Source organism: Paraburkholderia sp. GAS334, assembly GCF_050436625.1.
Classification (GTDB): domain Bacteria; phylum Pseudomonadota; class Gammaproteobacteria; order Burkholderiales; family Burkholderiaceae; genus Paraburkholderia.
Genome location: NZ_JBNDMO010000006.1, coordinates 197,693 through 224,467, shown reverse-complemented (window position 1 = coordinate 224,467; position 26,775 = coordinate 197,693). Strand labels below are relative to the sequence as shown.

Annotated in this window: 26 protein-coding genes; 12 read left to right on the top strand and 14 right to left on the bottom strand. The window is 62.1% G+C overall.

Translation table 11 applies throughout. From position 1 onward, the window contains the following. Window positions 1-10: 10 nt before the first annotated feature. Window positions 11-820, bottom strand: a complete 810-nt coding sequence (gene hyi / locus P3T21_RS13865) for a hydroxypyruvate isomerase (protein ID WP_429256498.1) — start codon at window positions 818-820, stop codon at window positions 11-13. A 45-nt stretch (window positions 821-865) separates the two neighbouring features. After that, window positions 866-2,641, bottom strand: a complete 1,776-nt coding sequence (gene gcl, locus P3T21_RS13860; protein ID WP_429256497.1) for a glyoxylate carboligase — start codon at window positions 2,639-2,641, stop codon at window positions 866-868. Window positions 2,642-2,904: 263 nt separating this feature from the next. On the opposite strand from gcl, the gene P3T21_RS13855 reads away from it, so the two are divergent. The 10 genes from P3T21_RS13855 (at window position 2,905) to P3T21_RS13810 (ending at window position 10,654) form a co-directional block, all read left to right on the top strand. Continuing rightward, window positions 2,905-3,816, top strand: a complete 912-nt coding sequence (locus P3T21_RS13855; protein ID WP_429256496.1) for a LysR family transcriptional regulator — start codon at window positions 2,905-2,907, stop codon at window positions 3,814-3,816. A 163-nt stretch (window positions 3,817-3,979) separates the two neighbouring features. Beyond that, the gene (locus P3T21_RS13850) at window positions 3,980-4,726 is read left to right on the top strand and encodes an RNA polymerase sigma factor (RefSeq protein ID WP_429256495.1); all 747 of its coding nucleotides are present in this window, start codon (window positions 3,980-3,982) and stop codon (window positions 4,724-4,726) included. Continuing rightward, window positions 4,716-5,579, top strand: a complete 864-nt coding sequence (locus tag P3T21_RS13845) for an anti-sigma factor family protein (protein WP_429256494.1) — start codon at window positions 4,716-4,718, stop codon at window positions 5,577-5,579. Before P3T21_RS13850 ends, P3T21_RS13845 begins: the two co-directional genes overlap by 11 nt. 301 nt (window positions 5,580-5,880) lie before the next feature. Then, window positions 5,881-6,255 carry a 30S ribosomal protein S6 gene (rpsF, locus tag P3T21_RS13840; protein ID WP_137958266.1) on the top strand — a complete coding sequence of 125 codons (375 nt, stop codon included), beginning with the start codon at window positions 5,881-5,883 and terminating at the stop codon, window positions 6,253-6,255. A gap of 43 nt (window positions 6,256-6,298) precedes the next feature. Further along, window positions 6,299-6,598 carry a primosomal replication protein N gene (priB, locus tag P3T21_RS13835; protein WP_228974515.1) on the top strand — a complete coding sequence of 100 codons (300 nt, stop codon included), beginning with the start codon at window positions 6,299-6,301 and terminating at the stop codon, window positions 6,596-6,598. A 2-nt stretch (window positions 6,599-6,600) separates the two neighbouring features. Then, window positions 6,601-6,876 carry a 30S ribosomal protein S18 gene (gene rpsR, locus P3T21_RS13830; RefSeq protein ID WP_074264854.1) on the top strand — a complete coding sequence of 92 codons (276 nt, stop codon included), beginning with the start codon at window positions 6,601-6,603 and terminating at the stop codon, window positions 6,874-6,876. 27 nt (window positions 6,877-6,903) lie between these two features. Continuing rightward, window positions 6,904-7,356, top strand: a complete 453-nt coding sequence (gene rplI / locus P3T21_RS13825; protein ID WP_429256493.1) for a 50S ribosomal protein L9 — start codon at window positions 6,904-6,906, stop codon at window positions 7,354-7,356. 156 nt (window positions 7,357-7,512) lie between these two features. Further along, window positions 7,513-8,898, top strand: a complete 1,386-nt coding sequence (locus tag P3T21_RS13820; RefSeq protein ID WP_429256492.1) for a replicative DNA helicase — start codon at window positions 7,513-7,515, stop codon at window positions 8,896-8,898. 117 nt (window positions 8,899-9,015) lie between these two features. Continuing rightward, window positions 9,016-9,642: a DUF47 domain-containing protein gene (locus P3T21_RS13815; RefSeq protein WP_429256491.1), complete on the top strand. Its 627-nt coding sequence runs from the start codon at window positions 9,016-9,018 to the stop codon at window positions 9,640-9,642. A gap of 1 nt (window position 9,643) precedes the next feature. After that, window positions 9,644-10,654: an inorganic phosphate transporter gene (locus tag P3T21_RS13810; protein WP_429256490.1), complete on the top strand. Its 1,011-nt coding sequence runs from the start codon at window positions 9,644-9,646 to the stop codon at window positions 10,652-10,654. A gap of 31 nt (window positions 10,655-10,685) precedes the next feature. On the opposite strand, the gene P3T21_RS13805 is transcribed toward P3T21_RS13810, so the two are convergent. The 12 genes from P3T21_RS13805 to P3T21_RS13750 form a co-directional block, all read right to left on the bottom strand. Continuing rightward, complete coding sequence (locus P3T21_RS13805) at window positions 10,686-11,492, bottom strand: SDR family NAD(P)-dependent oxidoreductase (RefSeq protein ID WP_429256489.1); 807 nt, start codon at window positions 11,490-11,492, stop codon at window positions 10,686-10,688. 99 nt (window positions 11,493-11,591) lie between these two features. Continuing rightward, a complete protein-coding gene (locus tag P3T21_RS13800; protein ID WP_429256488.1) occupies window positions 11,592-12,803 on the bottom strand; it encodes an NlpC/P60 family protein in 1,212 nt (403 codons plus the stop codon). A 201-nt stretch (window positions 12,804-13,004) separates the two neighbouring features. Then, window positions 13,005-14,849 (bottom strand): PhoH family protein, encoded by a 1,845-nt coding sequence (locus P3T21_RS13795; RefSeq protein WP_429256487.1) that lies wholly within the window; start codon window positions 14,847-14,849, stop codon window positions 13,005-13,007. Between the two features lie 346 nt (window positions 14,850-15,195). After that, a complete protein-coding gene (locus P3T21_RS13790) occupies window positions 15,196-15,657 on the bottom strand; it encodes a peroxiredoxin (RefSeq protein WP_429256486.1) in 462 nt (153 codons plus the stop codon). 140 nt (window positions 15,658-15,797) lie between these two features. Beyond that, the gene (locus P3T21_RS13785) at window positions 15,798-16,694 is read right to left on the bottom strand and encodes a polysaccharide deacetylase family protein (protein ID WP_429256485.1); all 897 of its coding nucleotides are present in this window, start codon (window positions 16,692-16,694) and stop codon (window positions 15,798-15,800) included. Between the two features lie 10 nt (window positions 16,695-16,704). Further along, window positions 16,705-17,751, bottom strand: coding sequence for a bifunctional UDP-4-keto-pentose/UDP-xylose synthase (locus P3T21_RS13780; RefSeq protein WP_429256484.1), 1,047 nt, complete (start codon window positions 17,749-17,751; stop codon window positions 16,705-16,707). Beyond that, window positions 17,748-18,686: a formyltransferase gene (locus P3T21_RS13775; RefSeq protein WP_429256483.1), complete on the bottom strand. Its 939-nt coding sequence runs from the start codon at window positions 18,684-18,686 to the stop codon at window positions 17,748-17,750. Before P3T21_RS13775 ends, P3T21_RS13780 begins: the two co-directional genes overlap by 4 nt. Next, window positions 18,683-19,735, bottom strand: a complete 1,053-nt coding sequence (locus P3T21_RS13770) for a glycosyltransferase (RefSeq protein ID WP_429256482.1) — start codon at window positions 19,733-19,735, stop codon at window positions 18,683-18,685. The genes P3T21_RS13775 and P3T21_RS13770 overlap by 4 nt, the downstream gene beginning before the upstream one ends. 6 nt (window positions 19,736-19,741) lie before the next feature. Beyond that, the gene (locus P3T21_RS13765; RefSeq protein ID WP_429256481.1) at window positions 19,742-20,893 is read right to left on the bottom strand and encodes a DegT/DnrJ/EryC1/StrS family aminotransferase; all 1,152 of its coding nucleotides are present in this window, start codon (window positions 20,891-20,893) and stop codon (window positions 19,742-19,744) included. A 68-nt stretch (window positions 20,894-20,961) separates the two neighbouring features. Next, window positions 20,962-21,333 (bottom strand): SMR family transporter, encoded by a 372-nt coding sequence (locus tag P3T21_RS13760; RefSeq protein WP_429256480.1) that lies wholly within the window; start codon window positions 21,331-21,333, stop codon window positions 20,962-20,964. 34 nt (window positions 21,334-21,367) lie between these two features. Further along, window positions 21,368-23,050 carry a glycosyltransferase family 39 protein gene (locus P3T21_RS13755; protein WP_429256479.1) on the bottom strand — a complete coding sequence of 561 codons (1,683 nt, stop codon included), beginning with the start codon at window positions 23,048-23,050 and terminating at the stop codon, window positions 21,368-21,370. A 199-nt stretch (window positions 23,051-23,249) separates the two neighbouring features. Continuing rightward, entirely contained in the window at window positions 23,250-23,624 is a 375-nt protein-coding gene (locus P3T21_RS13750) for an Mth938-like domain-containing protein (protein WP_429256478.1), read from the bottom strand. A gap of 496 nt (window positions 23,625-24,120) precedes the next feature. Here P3T21_RS13750 and P3T21_RS13745 point away from each other — a divergent pair, with 496 nt between their 5' ends. Together P3T21_RS13745 and P3T21_RS13740 are read left to right on the top strand one after the other, a co-directional pair. Beyond that, window positions 24,121-25,368 carry a pyridoxal phosphate-dependent aminotransferase gene (locus P3T21_RS13745; protein ID WP_429256477.1) on the top strand — a complete coding sequence of 416 codons (1,248 nt, stop codon included), beginning with the start codon at window positions 24,121-24,123 and terminating at the stop codon, window positions 25,366-25,368. 71 nt (window positions 25,369-25,439) lie between these two features. Continuing rightward, window positions 25,440-26,771 (top strand): homoserine dehydrogenase, encoded by a 1,332-nt coding sequence (locus P3T21_RS13740; protein ID WP_429256476.1) that lies wholly within the window; start codon window positions 25,440-25,442, stop codon window positions 26,769-26,771. The last annotated feature ends 4 nt before the right edge of the window (window positions 26,772-26,775 follow it).

Sequence of the window (26,775 nt, the reverse complement as noted above, 5' to 3'; positions counted from 1 at the left end):
TGCGTGACGCTCACGCAGCGGCGTGTGCCGCACCGCGCGTCTGGCCGGCGATACGCTGGACCCAGCCGAGACCTTCGGTGGTCGTCGTGCGCGGCTTGTATTCGCAGCCGATGTAGCCTTCATAGCCGAGCGAATCGAGCAGCTCGAACAGGAACGGATAGTTGATTTCGCCGGTGCCCGGTTCATTGCGACCGGGGTTGTCGGCGAGCTGGATGTGCGCGATCTGCGGCAGATTCTTCCTGATCGTCGCGGCGAGTTCGCCTTCCATCCGTTGCATGTGATAGATGTCGTATTGCAGGAACAGGTTGTCCGAACCGACGGCGCGGATCACGTCCAGACCTTCCGACGAACGGTTCAATGCGAAGCCCGGAATGTCGTAGGAGTTGCACGGTTCGACGAGCAGCCTGATCCCTTCTTTCTTTAGTTCGCCTGCTGCAAAACGCAGGTTGTCGACGATGGTCGAGCGCGCCTTGTCCGCGTCGATACCTGCCGTCGGAATGCCGACGAGGCAGTTCAGTTGCGGCACCTTCAGCGCCTTCGCATATTCGATCGCGCGGCCGACGCCTTCCTGAAACTCGCCGACACGGTCCGGCAGACACGCGATGCCACGTTCGCCTGCTTCCCAGTTGCCAGCAGGCAGGTTGTGCAGGACGAGCTTGAGACGATTCTGTTGAAGACGCTCAACGAGCTCCTCGACCTTGTACGGATACGGGAACAGAAATTCGACTGCGTTGAAGCCCGCATCCGCCGCCGCCGCGAAGCGGTCGAGGAACGGGACTTCGTTAAACAGCATGGTCAGGTTGGCTGCAAATTTCGGCATGGTGTCAGTTGATTCCGGCTGGTCGGTCAGTTAAACGAAAGAAGCTCAGTCGAGCATGCTGATGGCGGTCGGCGCGTCTTCGCGCCTTTCGGCAAGCTCTTCGAACTCGTTGATCGCATCGATTTCGGTGCCCATCGAAATGTTGGTCACACGTTCGAGGATCACTTCGACGATCACCGGGACGTTGAACTCGGAGAGCATCGACTGCGCACGTTCCAGCGCAGGCTTCAGTTCTTCCGGCTTGAACACGCGGATCGCCTTGCAGCCGAGACCTTCGGCCACCGCGACGTGATCGACGCCGTAACCGTTCACTTCCGGCGCGTTGATGTTGTCGAATGCGAGCTGTACGCAGAAGTCCATGTCGAACGCGCGCTGTGCCTGACGGATCAGGCCGAGGTACGAGTTGTTCACCACCACATGCACGTACGGCAGCTTGAACTGCGCACCGACGGCCAGCTCTTCGATCATGAACTGGAAGTCGTAGTCGCCGGAGAGCGCGACGATCGGGCGTTGCGGATCAGCGGCGCGCACACCGAGCGCCGCCGGAATTGTCCAGCCGAGCGGGCCGGCCTGACCGCAGTTGATCCAGTTACGCGCCTTGTACACGTGCAGGAACTGCGCACCGGCGATCTGCGACAGACCGATCGTGCTCACATAGCACGTGTCGCGGCCGAACACCTGGTTCATCTCTTCATACACGCGCTGCGGCTTCATCGGCACGTTGTCGAAGTGCGTCTTGCGAAGCATCGTGCTCTTGCGTTGCTGGCAATCCTTGACCCATGCGCTGCGATCCTTCAGCTTGCCCGCAGCCTTCCATTCCTTCGCCACTTCAACAAAGAGTTCGAGCGCCTTCTTCGCATCCGACACAATGCCGAGATCCGGACCGAACACGCGGCCGATCTGCGTCGGCTCGATGTCGACGTGCACGAACTTGCGGCCCTTCGTATAGACCTCGACGCTGCCTGTATGGCGGTTTGCCCAGCGGTTGCCGATGCCGAGCACGAAGTCGGACGCGAGCATCGTTGCGTTGCCGTAGCGATGCGACGTCTGCAGACCGACCATGCCGACCATCAGCGGGTGATCGTCAGGAATCGCGCCCCACGACATCAGCGTCGGAATCACCGGCACGCCGAGCGTTTCTGCGAATTCGACGAGCAGATCTTCGGCGGCTGCGTTCAGCACGCCGCCACCGGAGACGATCAGCGGCTTGTCTGAATCGTTGAGCATCGTGAGCGCGGCTTCGATCTGCTTGCGCGTCGCGGCGGGCTTGTAGACCGGCAGCGGTTCATACGTATCGATGTCGAATTCGATTTCGGCGAGCTGTACGTCGATCGGCAGATCGACCAGCACCGGACCCGGACGGCCCGAGCGCATCAAATGGAATGCCTGCTGGAAGACGCGGGGCACGAGCGCGGGCTCGCGCACGGTGACGGCCCACTTCGTGACGGGCTTCGCGATCGATTCGATATCGACGGCCTGGAAGTCTTCCTTGTACAGACGCGCGCGCGGCGCCTGGCCCGTGATCGCGAGAATCGGAATCGAATCGGCCTGAGCGGAATAGAGACCGGTGATCATGTCGGTGCCGGCGGGGCCCGAGGTGCCGATACACACGCCGATGTTGCCCGCCGATGCCCGCGTATAGCCCTCGGCCATGTGCGACGCGCCTTCGACGTGCCGTGCCAGCACGTGGCTGATGTTGCCGGCCTTGCGCATCGCCGAATAGAACGGGTTGATCGCGGCGCCCGGCACACCGAATGCCGTATCGATACCTTCTCTCTCGAGCACGAGTACGGCTGCGTCGACGGCTCTCATCCTGGCCATGGAATGTCTCCTGATGTCTGCGAATATTTCTTGAACTGCGTCGGACGGACCGTTGCAGGCTGTTGGGATCCACTTTAGGCTTCACGCGAAGGTTTGATAAGATCGGTTCAGGTCGCTTATTTCGAAACAAAAAGTACGGAATGAGGGTTTTGCCCCCGGCGCGTGAAAGCGGGGCAGGCGCCGCCGAAAAAGGGCAGCAACGATCTTGCATGGGACCAGAGCACGACGCTAAAGCGTCAACTCTGGGCGACAGGAGACAGGGAATGGACCGCTTCAAGCAGATCGAAACCTTCGTGCGCGTCGCTGACGCGGGCAGTCTTGCGGCGGCGGCGCTGGAAGAGGGCGTGTCGCCGGTGATCCTCGGACGGCGTATCGACGCGCTCGAAAAACGGCTCGGCGTGAAGCTGATGTACCGCTCGACGCGGCGGCTTGTCGTCAGCGAGGAAGGCGCCGCGTTTCTCGAACGGTGTCGCGGGCTGCTGACGGAGTGGGATCAGGCGGAAGACGAGTTGACGGCAGGGCGGCGCGCGGTGACCGGCCATCTCATCGTATCGGCGCCGGCAGCGTTCGGACGCAAGCACGTCGCGCCGCTCGCGCCCGCGTTTCTGGCTGACAAGCCAGAATTGCAGCTGTCATTCAACCTGACCGATCGCGTGGTCGATCTCGTGCGCGAGGGTTACGACCTGTCGATTCGCATCGGCGGCGCGGTCGATCCGAATTTCGTCGCGGTGAAGCTCGCGACGAACCGGCGCGTGGTGTGCGGCACGCCGGAGTATTTCCGCAAACACGGCCGGCCGAAGACGCTCGAAGACCTGCCGCAGCACAATTGCCTCGCGTTCAACCTGCAGGGCGGCCAGAACCGCGGCTGGTACTTCCGGCGCAATGGCAAGCTGGCGACGGTACGCGTCGGCGGGACGCTCGATTGCAACGACGGCGAACTGCTGCATCGCTGGGTGTCGGAAGGGCTCGGGCTCGGCTGGCGCTCAACGTGGGAAGTGCAGCAGCAACTCGCCCGCGGCGAACTCGAAACCGTGCTCGATGAATTCGCGCTGCCCGACTACGACATTCTCGCGGTGTACCCGCAGCAGCGTTACGTGCCGGCGAAGGTGCGCTACTTCATCGATTTTCTGAAGGACGTGTACGCGCGCGACGGTTACTGGAGCGGCGTGGTGTGATCGCGTGAACTGCACGGAGAAGAAATCGTCGTCGCGTGCCCGGTTCCAGCCGGGCAGCCCGGACGCGGGCCTTATTCCTGATTTATTTCGCCGTGATGCGGCAGGTGCGGGAATAAACTCGGTGTGCAACCAGTATTCCAGCCGTGAAGCCAGGAGGGCCCGCGTGCGCCAGACCGAAACAACCGCAACAGGAAACGGCGACGAAGCCGCGCGCAGTCGTCGTTTCCAGCAACTGGCGCTGCCGCATCTCGATGCTGCTTTCAACCTCGCGCGCTGGTTGTCCGGCAATGCCAGCGATGCCGACGACATCGTCCAGGAAGCCTATATGCGCGCATTCCGTTTTTTCGATACGTTCCGTGGCGACAATGCCCGCCCATGGCTGCTCGCGATCGTGCGTCGCACGTGGTACACGGAGTGGCGCAGAAGGGCGTCGTCGCGCGAAGTCGCCGGGTTCGACGACTCGCAGGAAGAGGCCGCGTTCGACGGCTGGAGCGAGGCGAGCATCGATCCGCAGGCACTGCTGATCCGTGAGGAAGACACGCGGCGCGTGCATGCGGCGCTCGAAAAACTGCCGGTGGAGTATCGCGAGGTGCTGATTTTGCGTGAACTGGAGGAACTGAGTTATCGCGAGATCGCGATCGTCGCCGATCTGCCTGTCGGGACGGTGATGTCGCGGCTGGCACGGGGCAGGCGAAGGCTGGCTCTGGCGTTGACCGCGCTGGAGGCGCGGGGTAGCGAGCGGAGGCATCCGGATGCCGATGGCGGACGGGATAGCGCACGAACTCGCCAGGCGGACGCTTCGGCGGAGCGTGCTTCCGCGCGGGGCGCGTCTGAAGGTGGTTGGACGTCGTCCGGGGATCCGGGTGCCGCGGCCGCTGGAGCAAACCGGGAGACGCCAGATGGACTGTAACGAAGTGCGTCCGCTCCTCGATGCCAGCGTCGACCGGGAGCTGCCACCGGTCGATGAGCGCCGCGTACAGCAGCATGTGGCCGGTTGCGCGGCGTGCCAGCGTGAAACCGAGATCGTGCGTGCGCTGAGCGGTGCGATCCGTCAGGCGGACTATCATCGTGCGCCGGATGCGCTGCGCTCGCGCATTCTCGCGGGTCTGCCTGCGGCGGAGTTTTCATCTTTGCCGGCGGGGGCGCGAAAGCGTGGCTGGCGGTTTCCCTGGTTCGACGGTTTGCGCCTGCCGGTGGGTGGGGGCGGCGGCGCGGCATATGGAAGGACGCTCGGCTCGGGCTGGCTGACCGTGCTGATGATCGCGTTGTGTGCGGTCGTCGCGAGCGTCGCGTTGACACTGCGTCGTCCCGCCGACGCCAACCCGTTCGTCGACGAACTGGTATCGAGCCACGTCCGCGCACAGCTGTCGGGACGCGACATCGACGTCATCTCGTCGGATCAGCACACCGTGAAGCCGTGGTTCAACGGCCGGCTCGACTATGCGCCGCCGGTTGTGGATCTCGCGGCGAGCGGTTTCCCGCTGGCCGGCGGCCGGCTGGATTACGTCGGCCATCGGAGGGTGGGAGTGCTGACCTACCGCTACCGCAAGCACGTCATCGACGTGTATGTGTTTCCTGACGCGGATCCGGGGGGCGCGGGCGGTTCCACCGCTACGTCCGCTTCGACGCAGGTTCGTGACGGCTATTCGCTTGCGCGCTGGCACGAAGGGGGCATGATCTGGTGGGCGGTCACGGACGCCGCGCCCGAGACGCTGACTGCGCTGGAGGCGGCGTTCAAGGCCCGTCCGCAGACGTCTGAGTGAGTTTATTATCCGGATTCGCCCGGATCCGCGATGATTCGTGCCGGTTTGCACCCGCACGTGTCCGCACTTGCCCGACCGTGCCGTCAGTCATTGACGGCCCGTAGCTTCTCCTCTGGGCCGATTCGACGGCGATCGTTGTCCCGCGCGATAACCCATTGAAAACACGGTTGAATCGATGCGGAAATCCACGTCAGGCCTTGCGTGCTGACCCCATTCGTGCTACATTCTCCGGCTTCTCACTTGCCACACCGGTTTCGACGCCCGGGTGGCTTCTATCCATAAGTCAGCACAAGGAGTGAATATGCGTCATTACGAAATCGTATTTATCGTGCATCCCGATCAAAGCGAGCAGGTGCCCGCCATGATCGAGCGTTACAAGAGCACGATCACGTCGCACGGTGGTCAGATCCATCGTATCGAAGACTGGGGCCGTCGCCAGCTGGCCTACATGATCGAGAAACTCGCGAAGGCACACTACGTCTGCATGAACATCGAATGCGATCAAACCACGCTCGACGAGCTGGAACACGCATTCAAGTTCAACGACGCGGTTCTGCGTCACCTCATCGTCAAGCAGAAGAAGGCTGAAACCGGCCCGTCGCCGATGATGAAGGAAGTGCAGCGCGAAGAAGCCAAGAAGGCGGCTGCTACGCAACCGTCCGAAGCGCAGGCTTAAGACAGTTAGTTATTTAAGCCACCAGGAATAAAGCGTCGCTCTCGTGAACAGGCTGCAACTGACAGGCAGCGTTGTCGAACGCGAACCGGTGCGGTACACCCCCGCCGGCGTTCCGATTGCAAGCTGTACGTTGCTTCACCGCACGGAAGTCGTCGAAGCCGGCATTACCCGGCAAGTCGAACTGACCATGCCGGCGGTGGCCGCCGGCGAGACGAGCGGCAGGCTGGAAAAGTGTGGAATGGGCGTCGAAACGCTCTTCACCGGTTTTCTGGCTAAAAAGAGCCGCAACGCGCGAACCCTGGTGTTTCACATCACAGAATTGCAGGACATTGGAAAGGACTGAACATGCCCCGCCCGACTGGTAAGAAATTCGACAAGCGTCGTCAGCAACAAAATCCGCTCTTCAAGCGCAAGAAGTTCTGCCGTTTCACGGCAGCCGGTGTCGACCAGATCGACTACAAGGACATCGAAACGCTGAAGGACTTCATCGGCGAGAACGGCAAGATCACGCCGGCGCGTCTCACGGGTACGAAGTCGCACTATCAACGCCAGCTGGATACGGCAATCAAGCGCGCGCGTTTCCTCGCGCTCGTGCCGTACACCGACCAGCACAAGGCCTAACCCGACGACGCAACAAGGAGCATCCGAATGCAGATCATTCTTCTCGAAAAAGTCGTCAACCTGGGTAACCTGGGCGATATCGTCAAGGTCAAGGACGGTTACGCACGTAACTTCCTGATCCCGAACAAGCGCGCTCGCCGTGCCACGAAGGAAGCGATCGCTGAATTCGAAGTCCGCCGCGCGGAACTCGAAAAGATCGCCGCTGAAAAGCTGGCAGCCGCTCAAGCCCAAGGCGAAAAGCTGGCAGGCTCGACGGTTCAGATCGGCCAGAAGGCTGGCGTCGACGGCCGTCTGTTCGGCTCGGTGACGAACGCTGACATCGCTGACGCACTGGTCAAGCAAGGCTTTGCCGTTGAGAAGGCGCAAGTGCGTCTGCCGGAAGGTCCGCTCAAGCTGGTCGGCGACCATCCGGTGCAGATCTCGCTGCACACCGACGTTCTCGTCGATGTGACGGTGTCGGTGCTGGGCGAGCACGTCTAAGACGACGCCCACGTACTGAGCAGTATTTGCCAGATTGTTTCTGGCAGAAGGCGGGAGCCGGGTAACCGGCTCCCGCTTTTTTGTTTCTGTCGTTTCCGTCCCCGACGCTGCATTTCTGGTTTCCTGACGCCGTCATTTACCCGATAATCCGTTTCCATGAACGCACCGTCGAAAGATCCCCAACTCGAATCGCTGAAAGTCCCGCCGCACTCAATCGAGGCCGAGCAATCGGTGCTCGGCGGCCTGCTGCTGGACAATGCCGCGTGGGACCGCATTGCGGATTTCCTGTCGCAGAGCGATTTTTACCGCTACGACCACCGGATCATATTCGAGCACATCGGCAAGCTGATCGCGGCGACGCGTCCGGCCGACGTGATCACGGTGTACGAGGCGCTCGGGACGTCGGGGAAGGCGGAAGACGTCGGCGGCCTCGCGTATCTCAATGCACTCGCGCAGAACACGCCGAGTGCGGCGAATATTCGCCGGTACGCGGAAATCGTGCGGGATCGGGCGGTGTTGCGGCGCCTCGTTTCGGTGGCTGATGAAATTTCGGCTGACGCGTTCAATCCGCAGGGCAAGGAAGTGCGCCAGTTGCTGGACGAGGCGGAATCGAAGGTGTTTTCGATCGCCGAAGACGGTGCGCGCGGGACGCAGGGCTTCCTGGAAATCGGACCGCTGCTGACGCAGGTCGTCGAGCGGATCGACACGTTGTACCACACGGCCAATCCGAGCGACGTCACGGGCACGCCGACGGGTTTCGTCGACCTTGACCGGATGACGTCCGGTATGCACGGCGGCGAGCTGATCATCGTCGCCGGCCGGCCTTCGATGGGTAAGACGGCGTTCTCGATGAACATCGGCGAATACGTCGCCGTGGAGTATGGCTTGCCGGTTGCGGTGTTCTCGATGGAAATGCCGGGCACACAGCTGACGATGCGTATGCTCGGCTCCGTCGGCAGGCTCGACCAGCACCGGATGCGAACCGGCCGCCTGACCGACGAAGACTGGCCGAAACTGACGCACGCCGTGCAGAAGATGAGCGAAGCGCAAATCTTCATTGATGAAACCGGCGGTCTGAACCCAATGGAACTGCGCTCACGCGCGCGACGCCTGTCGCGTCAGTGCGGCAAACTTGGCCTCATCATCATCGACTACCTGCAGCTGATGAGCGGTTCGTCATCGGGTGAGAACCGGGCGACCGAAATTTCTGAAATTTCCCGTTCGCTGAAGAGTCTGGCCAAGGAACTCGATGTCCCGGTGATCGCGTTGTCGCAGCTGAATCGCGGCCTCGAACAACGTCCCAACAAGCGTCCGATCATGTCGGACCTGCGTGAATCCGGTGCTATTGAGCAGGACGCGGACGTGATTCTCTTCATCTACCGCGACGAAGTCTATAACCCGGACAGCCAGGACAAGGGCACGGCCGAAATCATCATCGGCAAACAGCGTAACGGCCCGATCGGTCCGGTTCGGCTCACGTTCCACGGTCAATTTACGAAGTTCGACAATTTTGCCGGCGCGCAGAACTTCTACGGCGAGTAAAGCCGTATCTGGCTGATCTGTTGTAACCACGCTGTCACAAGTGCGACATCCCGGTCGCGACGGTACAATATTGCGGTTTTATGACAGCCACAACCGTGACTAATTTCCGGGATCCCAATGTTCGGTCGATTCATGCCCACCGAGGGCAAGTTCTTTGAAATTTTCAACGCGCACGCCAGTTGCATTATCTTGGCAAGCCGCGAACTCGAGCTGCTGATCGACAACCTGTCGGACGCCGAGATCCACAAGCAGAACGTGCAGTCCGCCGAAAAGGCCGCCGACAAGCTGACGCACGAAGCCATCGACCTGCTGCACAAGACCTTCATCACGCCGCTCGACCGCGACGAGATCCACAAGCTGATCACGACGATGGACGACATCCTCGACCTGATGGAGGACGTCGCTACCGCCATTTCGCTCTATGACGTGCAGGCGGTGACCTCCGAAGCGAGCCAGCTGGCGCATATCTGCACGGCCGCGTCGGAGCGTGTGCAGTTCGCGGTCAGTCTGCTATCCGACATGAAGCAGGCGAGCCAGATACTGAAGGCGTGCGAGGACATCGACCGTCTCGAATCGGAAGCGGACCGCGTACTGCGTTCCGCGATGTCGAAGCTCTTCCGCGAGGAAGACAACGTGAAGACGCTGATCAAGCTCAAGGCAATCTACGAACTGCTCGAGACGATCACGGACAAATGCGAGGATGTGGCGAACATCATCGAAGGCATCGTGCTGGAAAACGCCTGAGATGCAATCGATTCAACTCGCTATATGGATAGTCGTCGCCCTCGTCGCTGTCGCCCTTGTATTCGACTTCATGAACGGTTTTCACGACGCCGCGAATTCGATCGCGACCGTCGTATCGACTGGTGTTCTGAAGCCGCAACAGGCAGTAGCTTTCGCGGCGGCTTTTAACGTCATCGCGTATTTCATCTTTCACCTGAAGGTCGCGCAGACGGTTGGCAAGGGCACGATCGACCCGGGCATCGTTGACCACTACGTCATATTCGGCGCGCTTGTCGGTGCGATCGGCTGGAATGTCGTCACGTGGTACTACGGTATTCCGTCGAGTTCGTCGCATGCGCTGATCGGTGGTCTCGTCGGCGCGGCGCTGGCGAAGTCGGGGTGGGGGGCGCTCAATTTCGACGGCCTCCTGAAAACGGTCGCGTTCATTTTCTTCTCGCCGCTGCTGGGCTTTGTGCTTGGATCGTTCTTCATGCTGGCGGTGTCGTGGCTCTATTTCCGTACGCCGCCAAGCAAGGTCGACCGGCGTTTCCGGCGGCTGCAGCTGGTGTCGGCTGGACTGTACAGCCTCGGTCACGGCGGCAATGACGCGCAGAAAACCATCGGCATCATCTGGATGCTCCTCATCGCGACCGGCTACGCGTCGGCAACAGCCGATGCTCCGCCGATCTGGGTGATCGGCGGCTGCTATCTTTCGATGGGCCTTGGCACCCTGTTCGGCGGCTGGCGGATCGTCCGTACGATGGGCCAGAAGATCACGAAGCTCAAGCCGGTCGGTGGTTTTTGCGCTGAGACGGGCGGCGCGATCACGCTGTTCATCGCTTCCTGGCTCGGCATTCCGGTATCGACCACACATACGATCACCGGCGCGATTGTCGGCGTCGGTGCAACGCGAAAGCTGAGCGCCGTACGCTGGGGCGTGGCCGGCAACATCGTCTGGGCCTGGGTTCTCACGATCCCGGCATCGGCGGCGCTCGCTGCGGCCGGATGGTGGGTCGGTCACCGTCTGATGTAAGTCTGTCAGACTGGTCGCGCGCCGCATCGCTTCAGATCAGCGGCGCGCTTCCACCGTCCATGGGGATGATCGCACCCGTTACGTAACTCGCGCGGCGGCTGGCGAGGAAGAGGACGACGTCGGCGATTTCTTCCGGCTTTGCGTAGCGCCCGAGCGGCACCTTCGCCTGTCCACGCGAGAGCGCTTCTTCTGTGCCGATACCCTGCTGGTCGGCTTCCAGTTTCAGGGCTTCCTCGACCCGCTCGGTCAGCGTTGCGCCCGGGTTGATTGCGTTGATCCGGATACCGTAGCGCGCGTAATAGTGCGCGAGCCCGACCGTGGCCAGCATCAGTGCCGCGTTCGCGGCGCCCCCGGCGATGTGAATGTCGCTGGCGATCTTCCCGCCCATTCCAATCACGTTCACGATCGTGCCGGGCTCCGATCCTCCTCCCGCCTTTACGCGTTCGACCATCCGGCGTAGCACTTCCTGCTGGGGATAGATGTACGGAAAATATTTGGCCTCCATCGTTGCCTTGAACGCGGCCGCGTCGAGCGACTCCGGATCGTAGCGTTTCGCGGCGCCAGCGCTGTTGATCAGGATATCGATGGGGCCCATGGCCTGGCTGGCTTCTTCGACGACATCCGCAGCACTGTGCGGCTCGTGCAGATCCGCTCGCGTCAGGTGAACATGCAGACCTTCTTTCGCCAGTTGCTCGCGGGCACGGGCGAGATTCGCAGGGTCGCGGGATACGATCGCGACTTTCGCGCCTTCAGTGGCAAATGCGCGTGCACAGGCGAGCCCGATACCTTTGCTGCCGCCCGTGATCAACACTACTTTGTCTTTCAGACCGAGATCCATCGTTTGTCACCCGCCGTCAGGAGAATATGGGCAACGATAGCAGAGCCTCGGACCTCCGGCGAGTCGGCCGAACGGCATATGGACTGAGCAAAGCGAAAGTCAGAAACTGCCGATAGCGAAACGGGCGATTGGGTCATCGCCGGTTTGAGTGGGAGCGGGAAGGGGGCGAGAGGCGGTCGATGCGCGCATGATCGGTACGCCGCTATCGCCATCGGATGGCGGCGTTTGTTGTGTCTGCCGGGATTGTTGCGCCTGCTGTGCCTGACGCGCTGCGACCGCAGCGGGCGGCGGTGGTTCGAAGGCATCGGCTGCGGCGTCGATGGCGTCGGGCACGCGGGCGGTTGCGGTCGAAGGCGATTGCGATGACGGAGAAACGGCGGTTTGGGCTGAAGCGGGCACACCCGAGTCCGTCTGGGCCCGCGCGCCGGATACGACGAGCGGAGTCGTCGCACCGGCGCCCTGCGCCTGTATCTGTGCAGCGGTCATGCCGGGAGGCGGTGGCTCGAACGGATCGGGAGATGCCGCACCCGGAGAGGCCGGAACGGTGGCAAGCGCGGCAGGCGAAGGCGCGGTTGACGCGCCCGGCGACATCGTACGCGGCGCACTGGCTACGACGCGCATAGACGGCTGCGCGGACGAAACGCCCGCACCAGCGGCGCCGTACGCAGACTGGGCGGCCGGCCGGGAGCCCGCCTGCGCAGGAGACGAGCCGTCAGACCCTGGCGCAACCGATGCCTGATAAGTCGGCGTATCGAACGGCGCGGGCTTCGCACCCGGCGGCGCAACCCGGCGTATGCCGTCGAACCGCTTCGCCCAGTACGGATTTGTCAGATAGTCGAGTCGCACGGTGCCACCGGTCGAAGGGGCATTCACAAAGCGGAGTTTGCCGACGTAAATGCCGACGTGCGAGTGCGGTCGTCCGGTCGTGTTGAAGAAAATCAGGTCGCCGGTTGCGATTTCGTCAGGTTCGATCGATTCGCCGCGGCCGCTCATGTCGGCTGTCGTGCGCGGCAGGTCCACGGAAGCGGCTCGCGAAACCACATACCGCACCAGCCCGCTGCAGTCGAAGCCGCTATCCGGTGTATTGCCGCCCCAGCGATACGGGACGCCGACGAGGCTCATCGCCTGAATTGAGATTTCTTCCCGTCCTACCGTATGGTCGATGAAGTTGGGGAAACCGGGCGGGGTTGTGCGATAAGCGCCGGCGGTCGATGTGGAGGACCCGGCGGTGCCGCGCGTAGTCTTCTGCGGCGCGCCGGAGCAGGCAGCGAGCAAAAGCACGATCAGCAGCGAAAACCCGAGTCGGCGCATGGCGACGCGGACGAGCGTAAGCGTCCGCTTAAGGCGAAGATGTGGCGATGTTAGCCCGTCTGAAGAGGGCTGGGCAACAAAACCTGATAATTTACTTGAAGTTAACGCGCTAAGTGTTGCCTTCGCGAAACGCGAAGCCATGAAAAAAGCCGCGTCGGATCTAACCGGCGCGGCTTCCAGACCAACCAGAAGAACCTGGACCTACAGAATCTCGGACGCGTAATCCGCCAGCCGTGAACGTTCGCCTCGCGCCAGCGTCACGTGCCCGCTGTGCGCCCAACCCTTGAAGCGGTCGACCACATACGTCAGGCCCGAACTCCCTTCCGTCAGGTAAGGCGTATCGATCTGCGCAATGTTGCCGAGACAGATGATCTTGGTACCCGGACCCGCGCGCGTGACCAGCGTCTTTATCTGTTTCGGCGTCAGGTTTTGCGCCTCGTCGATGATCAGATACTTGTCCACGAACGTCCGGCCGCGCATGAAGTTCATGCTCTTCACCTTCAGGCGCGAGCGGATCAGTTCCTGCGTCGCGGCGCGGCCCCATTCGCCGGCGGCGTCGTCGGTTTTCTGGAGCACTTCGAGGTTGTCGTCGAAAGCGCCCATCCACGGCTGCATCTTTTCTTCTTCCGTGCCCGGCAGAAATCCGATGTCTTCGCCGACCGGCACCGTCGCCCGCGTCACGATGATCTCGTTATAGCGCTTGTCGTCCAGCACCTGCGCAAGCCCGGCCGCCAGCGCGACGAGCGTCTTGCCGGTACCAGCCTGCCCGAGCAGCGTGACGAAATCGATCTCCGGATTCATCAGCAGGTTGAGCGCGAAATTCTGCTCGCGGTTGCGCGCCGTGATGCCCCACACGTTGTTCTTGTGATGGCCGTAGTCGCGCAGCGTCTGCAACAGCGCCGTCTTGCCGTTCAACTCGCGAACGAGCGCGTGGAACACCGGCTCGCCGTTCTGCGGCTCAAGGTAGACGAATTCGTTGACGAGCATCGACGCACACAGCGGACCGGTCACACGGTAGTACGTGGTCCCGGTCTTCGTGTCCTGCCAGCTTTCCATGCCCTTCGCGTGCTTCGTCCAGAAGTCCTGCGGCAGCGCGCGAATACCGGAATAGAGCAGGTCGCTGTCTTCGAGAACCTGGTCGTTGAAATAATCTTCCGCGGGCAGCCCGAGCGCGTGCGCCTTGATCCGCATGTTGATGTCTTTCGACACCAGCACGACCTGGCGATCCTCGCGATCACGCTGCAACGCACGCACCACGCCGAGAATCTGGTTGTCCGCCTTACCTTGCGGCAGGCCTTCAACGGGCTCGATGTGCGTCAGTTTCGTCTGGAAGTACAGCCGGCCGGCGGCCTCGCGGCTGCCAAGGCGGGAAAGCGAAATGCCTTCCGACATTGCGCCTGCGTTGGCGACGAGCGCGTCGAGCGTCCGGCTCACCTGGCGCGCGTTACGCGCGACTTCCGACATACCTTTCTTGTGGTTGTCGAGTTCTTCCAACGTCATCATCGGCAGATAGACGTCGTGTTCCTCGAAACGGAACAGGCAGCTCGGATCGTGCATCAGCACATTCGTGTCGAGCACGAACAGCTTGCGGACTTCGATTTCATCCGTTTTGCGGCCGCGGCTTTTCGCCGTGCCGCGGGTAGTCGGCGCGGCTGCGGCGGGCGTCGCGGCATCCGCCTGCTTGCCCGCGCGGGCCACAACAGGCTGTGTCGCGGGTTGCGCTGGCTCGGCGCGCGCGGACGGCACCGGCTGCAGCAACGCGGCGGTCTGTTTCTGCTTGCGGCCACGTCCGGGCGCGGGTGCTTCAGCCGGCGCGGCAGCGGACGACGCCGGAACAGGGCGCAGCGTCGTGGCGGCGTTGGCCGCGTGCGTCATTGGCGTGGCGACATGGGCGCGGCCGTAATCGGTGGGCTGCGCGGCCGTCTGTGCCGGCTCTCCTTCGTGTGCCTGTTTGCGGGCGGATTTTGCCGCAGTCGTGGCTTTCGCCTTGTATTCGTCAGGCGGCAGGAGATTGCCGAGCTTGCTGGGTGCGGTAGGCAAAGGCATGGTTTCCCTCGAAAAAGCGGGTCACATATCGTGCGTCGCCTGTCGCATCCTGCCGTGCCTGAACCGCGCACGCAGTTTGCGTCCGGAGACGCGCTTTGGTCTAGAAATGCCGGTTCGCCTGAGTTTCGATGAGCTCCTTGAGGAAAACGCGTTGCTGTACGAAAGAGCGGCTTCGCGCAAATAAAAAAGCCGCCGCCCCGGCAACCGGGGCAAGCGGCTCAACTTCGGTCGTCGCGTTGCGCCTCACTTCTCCGACGGGAGCGGTATCAGAACCGGCGTCGAAGGCGGCACAGCGGCGGAAAGAATGGGATGGACAGTCACTCATTGCAGCCCAATATAACGCGCCTCAAAGGCCTTGTACAGTTTCCAGAATCTCGTCGACATGCCCCGGCACCTTGACGCCGCGCCATTCCTGGCGCAGCACGCCTTCGGCGTCGATCAGGAACGTCGAACGCTCGATGCCACGTACTTCTTTGCCATACATTTTCTTCAGTTTCATGACGCCGAAGAGCTGACACAACGTTTCTTCGGGATCCGATACCAGAGTAAACGGCAGTTCGAGCTTTGACTTGAAATTGTCATGCGAACGGACGCTGTCGCGCGACACGCCGACGATCTCCGCGCCAGCCTTCTTGAACTTCGGATACAGATCGCGGAACTGCAGGCCTTCGGTTGTGCAGCCCGGCGTGTTGTCCTTCGGATAGAAATACAGCACCACCTTCTTGCCCCGAAGACTGGACAGCGTGAACTCGCCGCCCGTTGCGGCAGCGGTGAAGTCGGGGACGGGTTGGTCGACTGCGATGGGCACGAGGTTCTCCGGTTGTTATTGGCCGGCGCGCCGCGGTGAAACGGCTGCGCAGGACCTTAAGCATCGAGCGGGGGAATAGGCGAATCGGCGAAACAGCGAACTGGCGCGGTACGCGGGACGGCCGGAAAACGCGGCACAGATCAGTCAGGCTGGACGATCAGTTCGCCGGAGCGGCCGGGAATTTCACCCCACGTAACAGGGTACGATGGCAGCGTGCTGCGGTCCAGTGTGGCGTGATAGTCGCCCATGGTCGCAAACGTGTAGCCTTGCGCGCGCCAGCCGTCGAGCAGTTGCTCGAACACGGGCGCAAGTTTCTGCCCCTCGAGTTCCGCATGCAGGGTGAACACGTGATCGCGCGGATTATTCCCGGTAAGTTTCAGATACCAGGCCGCCACGTTACGGGTGTCCACGCCATCGACGCCCAGCACTTCATCGAGCGTCGGCAGTGTGGTGGGCATCTGCACATGCGAGAGCTGCCGGCCATCGACCACCGGAAAATACGGCGAATGACCCCGGCCGTCGGACGCGTACTGCATGCCCCACGCGTCGATCTGTTCGAACGCGTGGCCATTCATCTGCCAGCCGGCCGCGCCGTGCGTGACCGGCGGCGAACCGAACACTTCGATAAAGCGCGCGTGGCTTTTCTGCATCTCGCCTGCCGTCCATTCGCGCGAACGCGAGCGGACGTTGTCCTGCCAGTACACGTGATCCCACGTATGGATGCCGCACTCGAAGCCGGCTTCGTGGATCGCGCGCATTTCCGACGCCGCGCGCGCGCCGACGTCGGGGCCGGGCAGCAGCACGCCGTACATCAGCTGCTTTACGCCGTAATGTTCGACGACCGATGTGCGCGACACCTTCTTCAGAAAACCCGGCCGCAAAACACGGCGCATTGCCCAACCGGTGTGATCGGGCCCGAGGCTGAAGAGGAATGTTGCGCGCGCCTTGAAACGGTCGAAAATGCGTGCGAGATTCGGCGCGCCTTCACGCGTGCCGCGCAACGTGTCGACGTCGATCTTCAGAACGATACGAGGCAAGGTCGGCCCTTTACTGCTGTTCGACCAGCGCGCGTGCTTCGCCCACATGCCCGCGATACGCTTCGAAAATCTTGCGCAGCGCTTCGTCGAAGGTGGAAGTCGGCTTCCAGCCGAGTTCCTGCATCGTATTGTCGATCTTCGGCACGCGGTTCTGCACGTCCTGATAGCCCGCGCCGTAATACGCACCCGACGACGTCTCGACGAGCTGGACCTTCTTCGCCGTTTCCGCGTATTCGGGGAATTCGGCGGCAAGCGCGAGCATCTTGTGCGCGAGTTCCCGCACCGAGAAGTTGTTCACCGGATTGCCGATGTTGTAGATCTTGCCCGACGCAACACCGTTCTTGTTATCGATAATTTTCATCAGCGCATCGATGCCGTCGCCGATATCGGTGAACGCACGCTTTTGCGCGCCGCCATCGACGAGGCTGATGTTTTCGCCGCGCACGATGTGGCCGAGGAACTGCGTGACCACGCGCGAGCTGCCTTCCTTCGGCGTGTAGATCGAGTCGAGGCCCGGGCCGATCCAGTTGAACGGACGGAACAGCGTGAAGTTCAGGCCTTCCATGCCGTAACCCCAGATCACACGGTCCATCAGCTGCTTCGAGCACGCGTAGATCCAGCGCGGCTTGTTGATCGGGCCGTAGGTGAGGGCCGATTCATCCGGATCGAACTGCTCGTCGGAACACATGCCATAGACTTCCGACGTCGACGGAAACACCAGATGCTTGCCGTACTTGACGGCCGAACGCACGATCGGCAGGTTCGCCTCGAAGTCGAGTTCGAACACGCGCAGCGGCTGCTTCACATACGTGGCCGGCGTAGCGATCGCGACGAGCGGCAGGATCACGTCGCACTTCTTCACGTGATACTCGACCCACTCCTTGTTGATCGTGATGTCGCCTTCGAAGAAGTGCATCCGCTCGTGGTTGACGAGGTCGCCGAGGCGCTCGGTCTGCATGTCCATCCCGAACACTTCCCAGTCGGTCGTTTCGAGAATGCGTTTGGACAGGTGATGGCCGATGAAGCCGTTCACACCCAGAATCAGGACTTTTTTCATGAAGGATGGCGGGAAGAATGAATGAGCTGGGCGAATCCGGCGGGGGTGACGACGGTTTCCTGCCCGTCGCGCTGATGCCGCAATTCGTGGATGGCGATCGAGCGACCGTCGCCGCATATCGCAAAAACGGCATTATCGCTTACGTGCAGACCCGGCGGCAAATCTGACTGTATCGCGCCAGGACGTACCAGTCGCGCCCGCGCGACGATAAAACGCTCGCCGTCGATATCCGTGAACGCGCCGGGATACGGCGGCGCGACTGCGCGGATCAGGTTGTAGACCTGCTGCGCGGGCTTGCTCCAGTCGATGCGGCCGTCCTCGGGCTTGCGGCCGCCGAAGTAGCTGCCGTGCGTCAGGTCATTCGGCAGATGCGGCGCCTCGCCCGCGAGCAGCGCGGGCAACACGCGCCACAACGTCTGTTCGGCGGCCACCGTTACCTTGTCGAACACCTGTGCGGCGGTGTCGTCGGGCAGGATCGGCACGGGTGTCTGCGCGAGAATCGCGCCGGCGTCCGGCTTCGCGGCCATTTCATGCAGCGTCGCGCCGGTTTCCGTTTCACCGTTCAGCACGGCCCAGTTGGTCGGCACGCGGCCGCGATATTTCGGCAGCAGCGAGCCGTGCATGTTGTACGCGCCGCGCGCGGCAATCGCCAGCAGGTCGACGGGCAGCATGTGCCGGTAGTAGAACGAGAAGATGAAATCCGGTCGCGCGGCACTTACCGCCGCGCGCAGTTCGGCGCTGCGCGGATCGGCCGGCGTGACGACGGGAATGCCATGCCCGGCGGCCACCGACGCCACGCTGCCGAACCAGATGTTCTCGGTCGGGCTGTCTTCGTGCGTGACGACGAGCGCCACCTCGACGCCGCGCGCGAGCAGCACCTGCAGGCAGCGCACGCCGACGTTGTGATACGCGAAAACGACGGCGCGTGGCTTCATGACTGAGATCCCTGATCGATCAACGGTGCGTTCTGCACATTCTGCACGCCCTGAACGACGGTCTGACGCGGCGTCTGCGTGACCGTCGTGCCGTCGCGCTGTTCGAGGATCGTTTGCACGAGATAGCGCGGCCGCGCACGGACCTGCTGATAGATGCGGCCGATATATTCGCCGAGCAACCCGAGCGCGAAAATGATCACGCCGAGCAGGAAGAACGTGATGGCGAACAGCGTGAACACACCTTGCACTTCCGCCCCGATGATGAAGCGGCGAATCAGCAGCAGCACGAACAGCGCGGCGGATCCGAACGACAGGATCACCCCGATGAACGACAGCCATTGCAGGGGCACCACCGAAAAACCGGTCACCAGGTCGAAATTCAGCCGGATCAGGCTGTAAAGCGAATACTTCGATTCGCCGGCAAAGCGCTCTTCGTGGGCGACCTCGATCTCGACCGGATTTTGCGCGAACGTGTACGCCAGCGCCGGGATGAACGTGTTGATTTCGCCGCAACGGTTGATCGTGTCGATCACCTGGCGGCTGTACGCACGCAGCATGCAGCCCTGATCGGTCATCTTGATGCGCGTGATGCGCTCGCGCAGACGGTTCATCGCGCGCGATGCCTTGCGCCGGAAGAGGCTGTCCTGACGTTGCGTGCGGATCGAGCCGACGTAGTCGTAACCTTCGCGCATCTTGGCGACGAGCTTGGCGATTTCTTCGGGCGGATTCTGCAGATCGGCATCGAGGGTAAGGACGATCTCACCGCGGGATTGCTCGAAGCCCGCGAGAATCGCCATATGCTGACCGAAGTTGCCGTTCAAAAGGATCACGCGCGTCACGTCCGGCCGGGCGCGGAACTGCCCGGCGAGGATGGCGGCGGATTTGTCGCGGCTGCCGTCGTTGATGAAGATCACTTCATACGTCGTGCCAAGCACGTCGAGTGCTGGATACAGGCGCTCGAAGAGGGCAGCAAGACCCTGCTCTTCGTTGTACACCGGAATGACGATCGAGACTTCCGGCGCGACGGCGTGATGTTCCGTATGACTCATTTCCGCTTATTTTCCGTATTGTTCGCAAATTTCATTGACCGCGCGGCAGACACGCGCCACGTCGCCTTCGTTCATCAGAGTGAACAGCGGCAGCGTGACCGTGGTCGCGCCGAAGCGCTCCGCGTGCGGGAACATGCCTTCCTTGAAGCCGCGGGCGCGATACAGCGAAAACAGATGAATCGCCGGGTAATGGACGCCCGAGCCGATCCCGCGTTCCTTCAGTTGCGCCATGAAGCCGGCGCGATCCAGCGACAGCGTTTCCAGCGGCAGCGTGATCTGGAACATGTGCCAGTTGCTGTTCTCGAAGTCCGCAAGCGGCAGGCCCACGCCGAGCTTCACTGCCGCTCCGCCTTCGAAACCAGCGAAATACGCGCGCGCGAGCTTCTTGCGCTGCGCGATGAAGCGTTCGAGGTGCGGCAACTGGCCGAGGCCGACGCGCGCCGCGACGTCGGTCAGGTTGTACTTCCCGCCCAGCACGTCGCAGTCCATGCCGTCGAAGCCGGTTCGCGTGATGCCCTGCAGACGGTATTTCTGGGCGAGGATCGCCTCGTCTTCGTTGTTGAGCACGAGCGCGCCGCCTTCGATTGACGTCAGGTTCTTGTTCGCGTGGAAGCTGAACGACACCATATCGCCGATCTTGCCGATCCGCTCGCCTTTCCACGTCGAGCCGAACGCCTGCGCCGCATCTTCGATCACGCGCAGCTTGTGGGCGCGGGCGATTTCATAGAGACGGTCCATGTTGACCGGCAGCCCGGACAGATACACCGGAATGATCGCCTTGGTGCGGGGCGTGATGGCCTTTTCGAGCAGTTCCAGGTCGATATTGCGCGTTTTCGGGTCGATATCGACGAACACCGGCGTCGCGCCCGTTTCGATGATCACGTTGCTGGTCGCAACCCAGGAAGCGGGCGTCGTGATGACTTCGTCGCCTTCCTTCACACCCGCGATACGCAGGCCGATTTCGAGCGTCGCCGTACCGGAATTGAACGTGCGTACCGGCCGGCCGCCGCAGAAGGCCGACAGCGCCGCCTCGAACTGCTGGTTCTGCGGGCCGGTCGTGATCCAGCCGGAGCGCAGCACGTCGGCGACGCCCTGGATCGTTTCTTCATCGATTTCCGGACGCACGAACGGTAAAAACGGGACGGATGACTGGGTCATGAATGCTGTGCTCTATAAAAATGTGCAAATTGGCGTTTAGCGCGGCCCGGTTTGCCGCTTGAGACCGGCTAGCTTCGTGCAAGCACGACGACACCAACCAGAATGATGCCGATGCCGACCATCTTCTGGATCGACATGATCTCGCCGAACAGATACCAGGCGGCGAACGCGTTGACGACGTATCCGAGCGACAGCATCGGATACGCAATCGACACGTCCACCCGCGACAACCCCACGACCCACACCGCAACGCTGATCACATAGCAGGCGAGGCCGCCGATGATCGGCGGTTGTGTCGCGAGCCGGAAAGCAACAGGAATGATGTTCGCACGGGTGAATTCAAAGTGTCCAACGGCATTCGTACCGGCCTTGAGCAGCAACTGGGCGCCCGCGTTCAGCGAAACGCCCGCGAGAATACAGAAAAGGGAAATGGGGTTCATCAGCGAAGGGCGTTCCCGTAGTCGATATGTGGGGTCACTGTTGCGGTTTTTCCACGATTACGCGCCGCGAATCGCGCGCGACGACCTGCATCGGCACATGCCGGGCCGACAGATCGTTGAAACGCTGGGTCGTCATCAGGGCGAGCGCATACGGCTCCGAATTCCAGCGCTGGATCCATTCAGCGACGGTCGGCACCCATTTCTGCGGTTCGACGGTCACGCCGAACCGCAGTTCGTCAGGGTTCTCGACCATGATCATCGTATGGCCGACGTAGAAAGGCATCGTATGGTCGAGTACGCCGACCGAGTAGAACGGCGCATCGGGCGGCAGCTTCGCAATGGCGGCGCGCACGGCCGGCGCGAGCGGTGCGCCGGAACTCAGGCGCCCGAACACGTCGTGTCCAGTGCCCGCGATTGTGCCGAGCAGCACCCACCCTGCGGCGAACGCAACTGTCGCACCGACGATGCCGCCGCGGCTGCGACGGTTGATCCACAACGCGGCGGCCGTCAGCAGGAAAGCCACGCCGAGCGCCGCGAAGACCCAGACCTGGAACGCCCGGTACAGCTCGTTCGGATTGCGCGCATCGCCGGCCCGGCTCAGGAAAATCGCGCCGAACGCGGCGACGACGAGAAACACCGCGTAACCCGCCAGATGACGGCGGAATTCGTCGCGTTTCAGGAGCGGCAGATACAAGCCGATCAAGAGCGCCAGCGCGGGCGCGACGGGCAACGTATACGACAGCAGCTTCGAATGCGACGCGCTGAAGAACACAAAGATGAACGCCGACCAGACGATCAGCAGCATCGGCGGCGAAAAGCCGTTCGGCTGACGCGGCACGCGCAGCGCGTGCCGGATGCTCTGCACGCTGACCGACAGCCACGGCAGGAAGCCGACCAGCAGCACGGCTGCGAAATAGTAGAACGGGCCGGGGCGGTTCTGTTCGGGCGTCAGATAGCGCTGGAACTGCTGCACGATGAAGAAGAAGTTCAGGAACTCCGGATTGCGCTGTTGCACGAGCACGAACCACGGCGTCGCGATCACGAAGAACACGATGAGGCCGCTCACCAGATACAGGCGCTTCCAGATCGCCCAGTCGCGAGCGACGAGCGTGTAGAGCACGAGCGCCGCGCCCGGCAGGACCACGCCGATCAGGCCCTTCGACAGCACGGCGAGTGCCATCGAGCCCCAGCACAGCCACATCCAGAGGCGCACCTGGCTCGCGGGCAGATTGGGGCGCTGCGCGAGCAATAACGCGCAGAGCGTGATTTCCATCCAGAGCGACAGGCCCATGTCGAGCGTGTTGAAGTGGCCCATCAGGTTCCAGTACGGCGCGCTCGCGAGCACGATCGCGGCAAAGATGCCGGTCGCGGCGTTGAAGACGCGCGCGCCGGTATAACCGATGAGCAGCACGCCGGCAAAGCCCGTCAGCGCCGTATAGAGCCGCGCCTGCCATTCGCCGATGCCGAACCAGGCGAACGTCAGCGCGTTCAGCCAGGTTTGCAGCGGCGGCTTCTCGAAGTACTTGTAGCCGTTGTAGCGTGGCGTGATCCAGTCGCCGGTCAGAAACATTTCGCGTGCCATTTCCGCGTAACGGCCTTCGTCGCTTGGCACCAGATGGCGCCAGCCGAGCGGCACGAACCAGACGAGGGCGAGTGCGAGGAGCAGCAGCAGGATCGCTGTACGGTTGAGCGGTAGCCGGGACGGCGTATCGTTCATATGGGGTCAGCCTGTTTGTCAATGCCGCGCGGGCGGCTTTTTTGAGGTTGGAATCGATCGCGCTTCAGGTACGCAGCCGACGCTCGGACGCGCCGGGCGCTTCAGGCACTATTCAGGCACTCAGGACACGTTGGCCCGGCGACGAATGTCGCGCAGTGTACGTCACCGGCGCGGCGCGGGAACCCGTGTTCCATGCCGGCTAGCCTTCGATCAGCAACGCAGCCGCGACCTTGCGGCCCTCGGCCATCAGGATGTTGTAAGTCCGGCAGGCGGCCTTGAAGTCCATCGTCTCCACACCGATGCGATGTTTCGCGAGGGCGGCCGTCAGGCGCGGATGCGGAAAACGCAGGCGCTCGCCGCTGCCGAACACGACGACTTCCGGCGCGGGGGCGATCAAAAGCTCGAAATGTTCGGCGGTCAGCGCTTCGAACGAAGACACCGGCCAGGGGATGACGGGCGCATCCGGCAGCACGAGAATGCTGCCTTGATGGCGCTCGAGGTTGATTTCGACGTAGTCGGGCCCGTAACCGGTAACCGTGTTGAGGGCGCCGCTGGAATCCTGGTGTAGTTTCAAATTCGTGATCCGGGGTCGTCGTGGAGCGTTGTGTCAGATGCAGCGTGGGTTCCAGTGCGCCTGCAGTGCGATACTGGATGCGCCGGTCGGACCGGCGCGCATTGTAAAGGTTTCGCGCAAATTGACACGAAATGGCCGAAAAGGCCCGCCGACGTGGTTGGTGCATTGCGGAAGTCGGCCAAAATCCGCTAAATTATAACTTTTTAGCCGCCCGGCGGCGCCCCCTTGCTTCGCGCGTCGCCACAAGCAGCGCGCGAGCGTTCCGCCAGACGGCGGACGGGCGCGATCAGACAGGTCCGCACACCCCGCGCATGGACCGGCCCACCCGGGTCCGGTTTTCCGTCTTCAGGCTTTCCCCGGCCGGTTCACCCCGGCTGAACTATCCAGACTGACTTATCTGGCCGATTGATGTGGCTGACTTATTTGGCTGACTAATGTGACTGGTTCACCTGGCTCATTTGCCAGGTCGAATTCGCAGGCTGATTTACAGGACCCCGTGCCCGCCGTGAAACCGATTCTGAAATCCAACAAGCTGTTGAATGTCTGCTACGACATCCGCGGGCCCGTTCTCGAACACGCGAAACGCCTCGAAGACGAAGGCCATCGCATCATCAAGCTGAACATCGGCAACCTCGCGCCGTTCGGTTTCGATGCGCCGGACGAAATCATCCAGGACATGATCCGGAATCTGCCCGGCTCCTCGGGGTATTCCGACTCGAAGGGCGTGTTCTCCGCGCGCAAGGCGATCATGCACTACGCGCAGCAGAAGAACGTGCAGGGCGTCGAGCTCGACGACATCTTCATCGGCAACGGCGCGTCCGAACTGATCGTGATGGCGCTGCAGGGCCTCATCAACGACGGCGACGAAGTGCTGCTGCCCGCGCCCGATTACCCGCTTTGGACCGCCGGCGTGAGCCTGTCGGGCGGCACGCCGGTGCACTACATCTGCGACGAATCGAACGGCTGGATGCCCGATCCGGACGACATCCGCGCGAAGATCACGCCGAATACGCGCGCGCTCGTCGTGATCAACCCGAACAACCCGACCGGTGCGCTGTACTCGGACGAACTGCTGCTGGAACTGATCCAGATCGCGCGCGAACACGGCCTCGTGATCTTTGCCGATGAGGTCTACGACAAGATCATCTACGACGGCAAGACGCACACGGCGATAGGCGCATTGTCGGAAGACGTGCTGACGGTTACGTTCAACAGTCTGTCGAAGAGCTACCGTTCGTGCGGCTATCGCGCGGGCTGGATGTTCATTTCGGGCCTGACCGGCGAAAACCGCCGCCGCGCGAAAGACTATGTCGAAGGGCTGGGCATTCTCGCTTCGATGCGGCTGTGCCCGAACGTGCCGGGTCAATACGCGATCCAGACCGCGCTGGGCGGCTATCAAAGCATCAACGATCTGATCGTGCCGGGCGGCCGCCTGTATAAACAGCGCGAACTCGCGTACGACATGCTGACGTCGATTCCTGGCGTGACGTGCGTGAAGCCGCAGGCGGCGCTCTACATGTTCCCGCGTCTCGATCCGAAGATGTATCCGATCCAGAACGACCAGCAGTTCATCCTCGATCTGCTGCTCGCTGAGCGCGTGCTGCTCGTGCAGGGTACGGGCTTCAACTGGAATGCGCCCGACCATTTCCGCGTCGTGTTCCTGCCGAACGTCGACGATCTGGCGGATTCGATCAACCGGATCGCGCGTTTTCTCGACGGTTACCGCAAACGGCATATGGCGTAAGGCCAGGTTTTCAAAGGCATCGCCGTCCGCAATACTGTTCCCTTAATCTCTTACACGAAAACACACGCTGCATGGAACCGATCAAAGTTGGACTGCTGGGCTTCGGCACGGTAGGCAGCGGCACCTTCACCGTACTGCGCCGCAATCAGGAAGAAATCAAACGTCGCGCGGGCCGCGGTATTGAAGTCGCACGCATTGCCGTGCGCAATCCGGCGAAGGCGAGCGCGGCGCTTGGCAGCGAAGCCGGCTCCGTGCAGGTCACGGACGACTTCGGTTCGGTGGTCGACGATCCGTCGATCGATATCGTCGCGGAAATGATCGGCGGCACGGGCATCGCGCGCGAACTCGTGCTGCGCGCGATCAGGAACCGCAAGCATGTCGTCACCGCGAACAAGGCGCTGCTCGCCGTGCACGGTACGGAGATTTTCGAGGCCGCGCGCGCAAATGGCGTGATGGTGTCGTTCGAAGCGGCGGTGGCCGGTGGCATTCCGATCATCAAGGCGCTGCGTGAAGGGCTGACGGCCAACCGCATTCAATACATCGCTGGCATCATCAACGGCACGACGAACTACATCCTGTCGGAAATGCGCGACCGCGGTCTCGATTTCGCGACCGCATTGAAGGCCGCGCAGGAACTGGGTTATGCCGAAGCCGATCCGACATTCGACATCGAAGGCGTCGACGCTGCGCACAAGGCGACGATCATGAGCGCGATTGCGTTCGGCGTGCCGGTGCAGTTCGACAAGGCTTATGTCGAAGGCATCAGCAAGCTCGCCGCGATCGATATCAAATATGCCGAAGAACTGGGCTATCGCATCAAGCTGCTCGGCATCGCGCGCCGCACGGGGAAGGGCATCGAGTTGCGCGTGCATCCCACGCTGATTCCGGAAAAGCGCCTGCTCGCCAACGTGGAAGGCGCGATGAACGCGGTCGTCGTGCACGGCGACGCTGTCGGTTCAACGCTGTACTACGGCAAGGGTGCGGGCGCGGAACCGACGGCTTCGGCCGTGATCGCCGATCTGGTCGATGTGACGCGTCTGCATACAGCGGACCCGGAACATCGCGTGCCGCATCTGGCATTCCAGCCGGACAGCCTGTCGAGCACGCCGATCCTGCCGATCGACGAGGTGACGAGCGGTTACTACCTGCGTCTGCGTGTCGCTGATGTGACCGGCGTGCTGGCCGACATCACGCGTATCCTGGCTGATTCGGGTATTTCGATCGACGCGCTGCTTCAGAAGGAGTCCGAGCAGGTCGACGCGAACGGCAAGGGCGAAACCGACATCATCCTGATTACGCACGAAACGGTCGAAAAGAACGTGAATGCGGCGATCAAGAGAATCGAGGCGCTCAAGACGGTCGTATCGAACGTGACGAAGCTGCGCATGGAAGCGCTGAACTAGGCAG

Coding starts and splice junctions, on each gene's coding strand:
- P3T21_RS13810 (WP_429256490.1), top strand. CDS start 9,644: ATGCAATCGATTCAACTCGCTATATGGATAGTCGTCGCCCTCGTCGCT.
- P3T21_RS13855 (WP_429256496.1), top strand. CDS start 2,905: ATGGACCGCTTCAAGCAGATCGAAACCTTCGTGCGCGTCGCTGACGCG.
- P3T21_RS13770 (WP_429256482.1), bottom strand. CDS start 19,735: ATGAGTCATACGGAACATCACGCCGTCGCGCCGGAAGTCTCGATCGTC.
- rplI (WP_429256493.1), top strand. CDS start 6,904: ATGCAGATCATTCTTCTCGAAAAAGTCGTCAACCTGGGTAACCTGGGC.
- P3T21_RS13755 (WP_429256479.1), bottom strand. CDS start 23,050: ATGAACGATACGCCGTCCCGGCTACCGCTCAACCGTACAGCGATCCTG.
- P3T21_RS13780 (WP_429256484.1), bottom strand. CDS start 17,751: ATGAAAAAAGTCCTGATTCTGGGTGTGAACGGCTTCATCGGCCATCAC.
- rpsF (WP_137958266.1), top strand. CDS start 5,881: ATGCGTCATTACGAAATCGTATTTATCGTGCATCCCGATCAAAGCGAG.
- hyi (WP_429256498.1), bottom strand. CDS start 820: ATGCCGAAATTTGCAGCCAACCTGACCATGCTGTTTAACGAAGTCCCG.
- P3T21_RS13815 (WP_429256491.1), top strand. CDS start 9,016: ATGTTCGGTCGATTCATGCCCACCGAGGGCAAGTTCTTTGAAATTTTC.
- P3T21_RS13805 (WP_429256489.1), bottom strand. CDS start 11,492: ATGGATCTCGGTCTGAAAGACAAAGTAGTGTTGATCACGGGCGGCAGC.
- P3T21_RS13795 (WP_429256487.1), bottom strand. CDS start 14,849: ATGCCTTTGCCTACCGCACCCAGCAAGCTCGGCAATCTCCTGCCGCCT.
- rpsR (WP_074264854.1), top strand. CDS start 6,601: ATGCCCCGCCCGACTGGTAAGAAATTCGACAAGCGTCGTCAGCAACAA.
- P3T21_RS13760 (WP_429256480.1), bottom strand. CDS start 21,333: ATGAACCCCATTTCCCTTTTCTGTATTCTCGCGGGCGTTTCGCTGAAC.
- P3T21_RS13775 (WP_429256483.1), bottom strand. CDS start 18,686: ATGAAGCCACGCGCCGTCGTTTTCGCGTATCACAACGTCGGCGTGCGC.
- P3T21_RS13740 (WP_429256476.1), top strand. CDS start 25,440: ATGGAACCGATCAAAGTTGGACTGCTGGGCTTCGGCACGGTAGGCAGC.
- P3T21_RS13765 (WP_429256481.1), bottom strand. CDS start 20,893: ATGACCCAGTCATCCGTCCCGTTTTTACCGTTCGTGCGTCCGGAAATC.
- P3T21_RS13820 (WP_429256492.1), top strand. CDS start 7,513: ATGAACGCACCGTCGAAAGATCCCCAACTCGAATCGCTGAAAGTCCCG.
- gcl (WP_429256497.1), bottom strand. CDS start 2,641: ATGGCCAGGATGAGAGCCGTCGACGCAGCCGTACTCGTGCTCGAGAGA.
- P3T21_RS13800 (WP_429256488.1), bottom strand. CDS start 12,803: ATGCGCCGACTCGGGTTTTCGCTGCTGATCGTGCTTTTGCTCGCTGCC.
- P3T21_RS13845 (WP_429256494.1), top strand. CDS start 4,716: ATGGACTGTAACGAAGTGCGTCCGCTCCTCGATGCCAGCGTCGACCGG.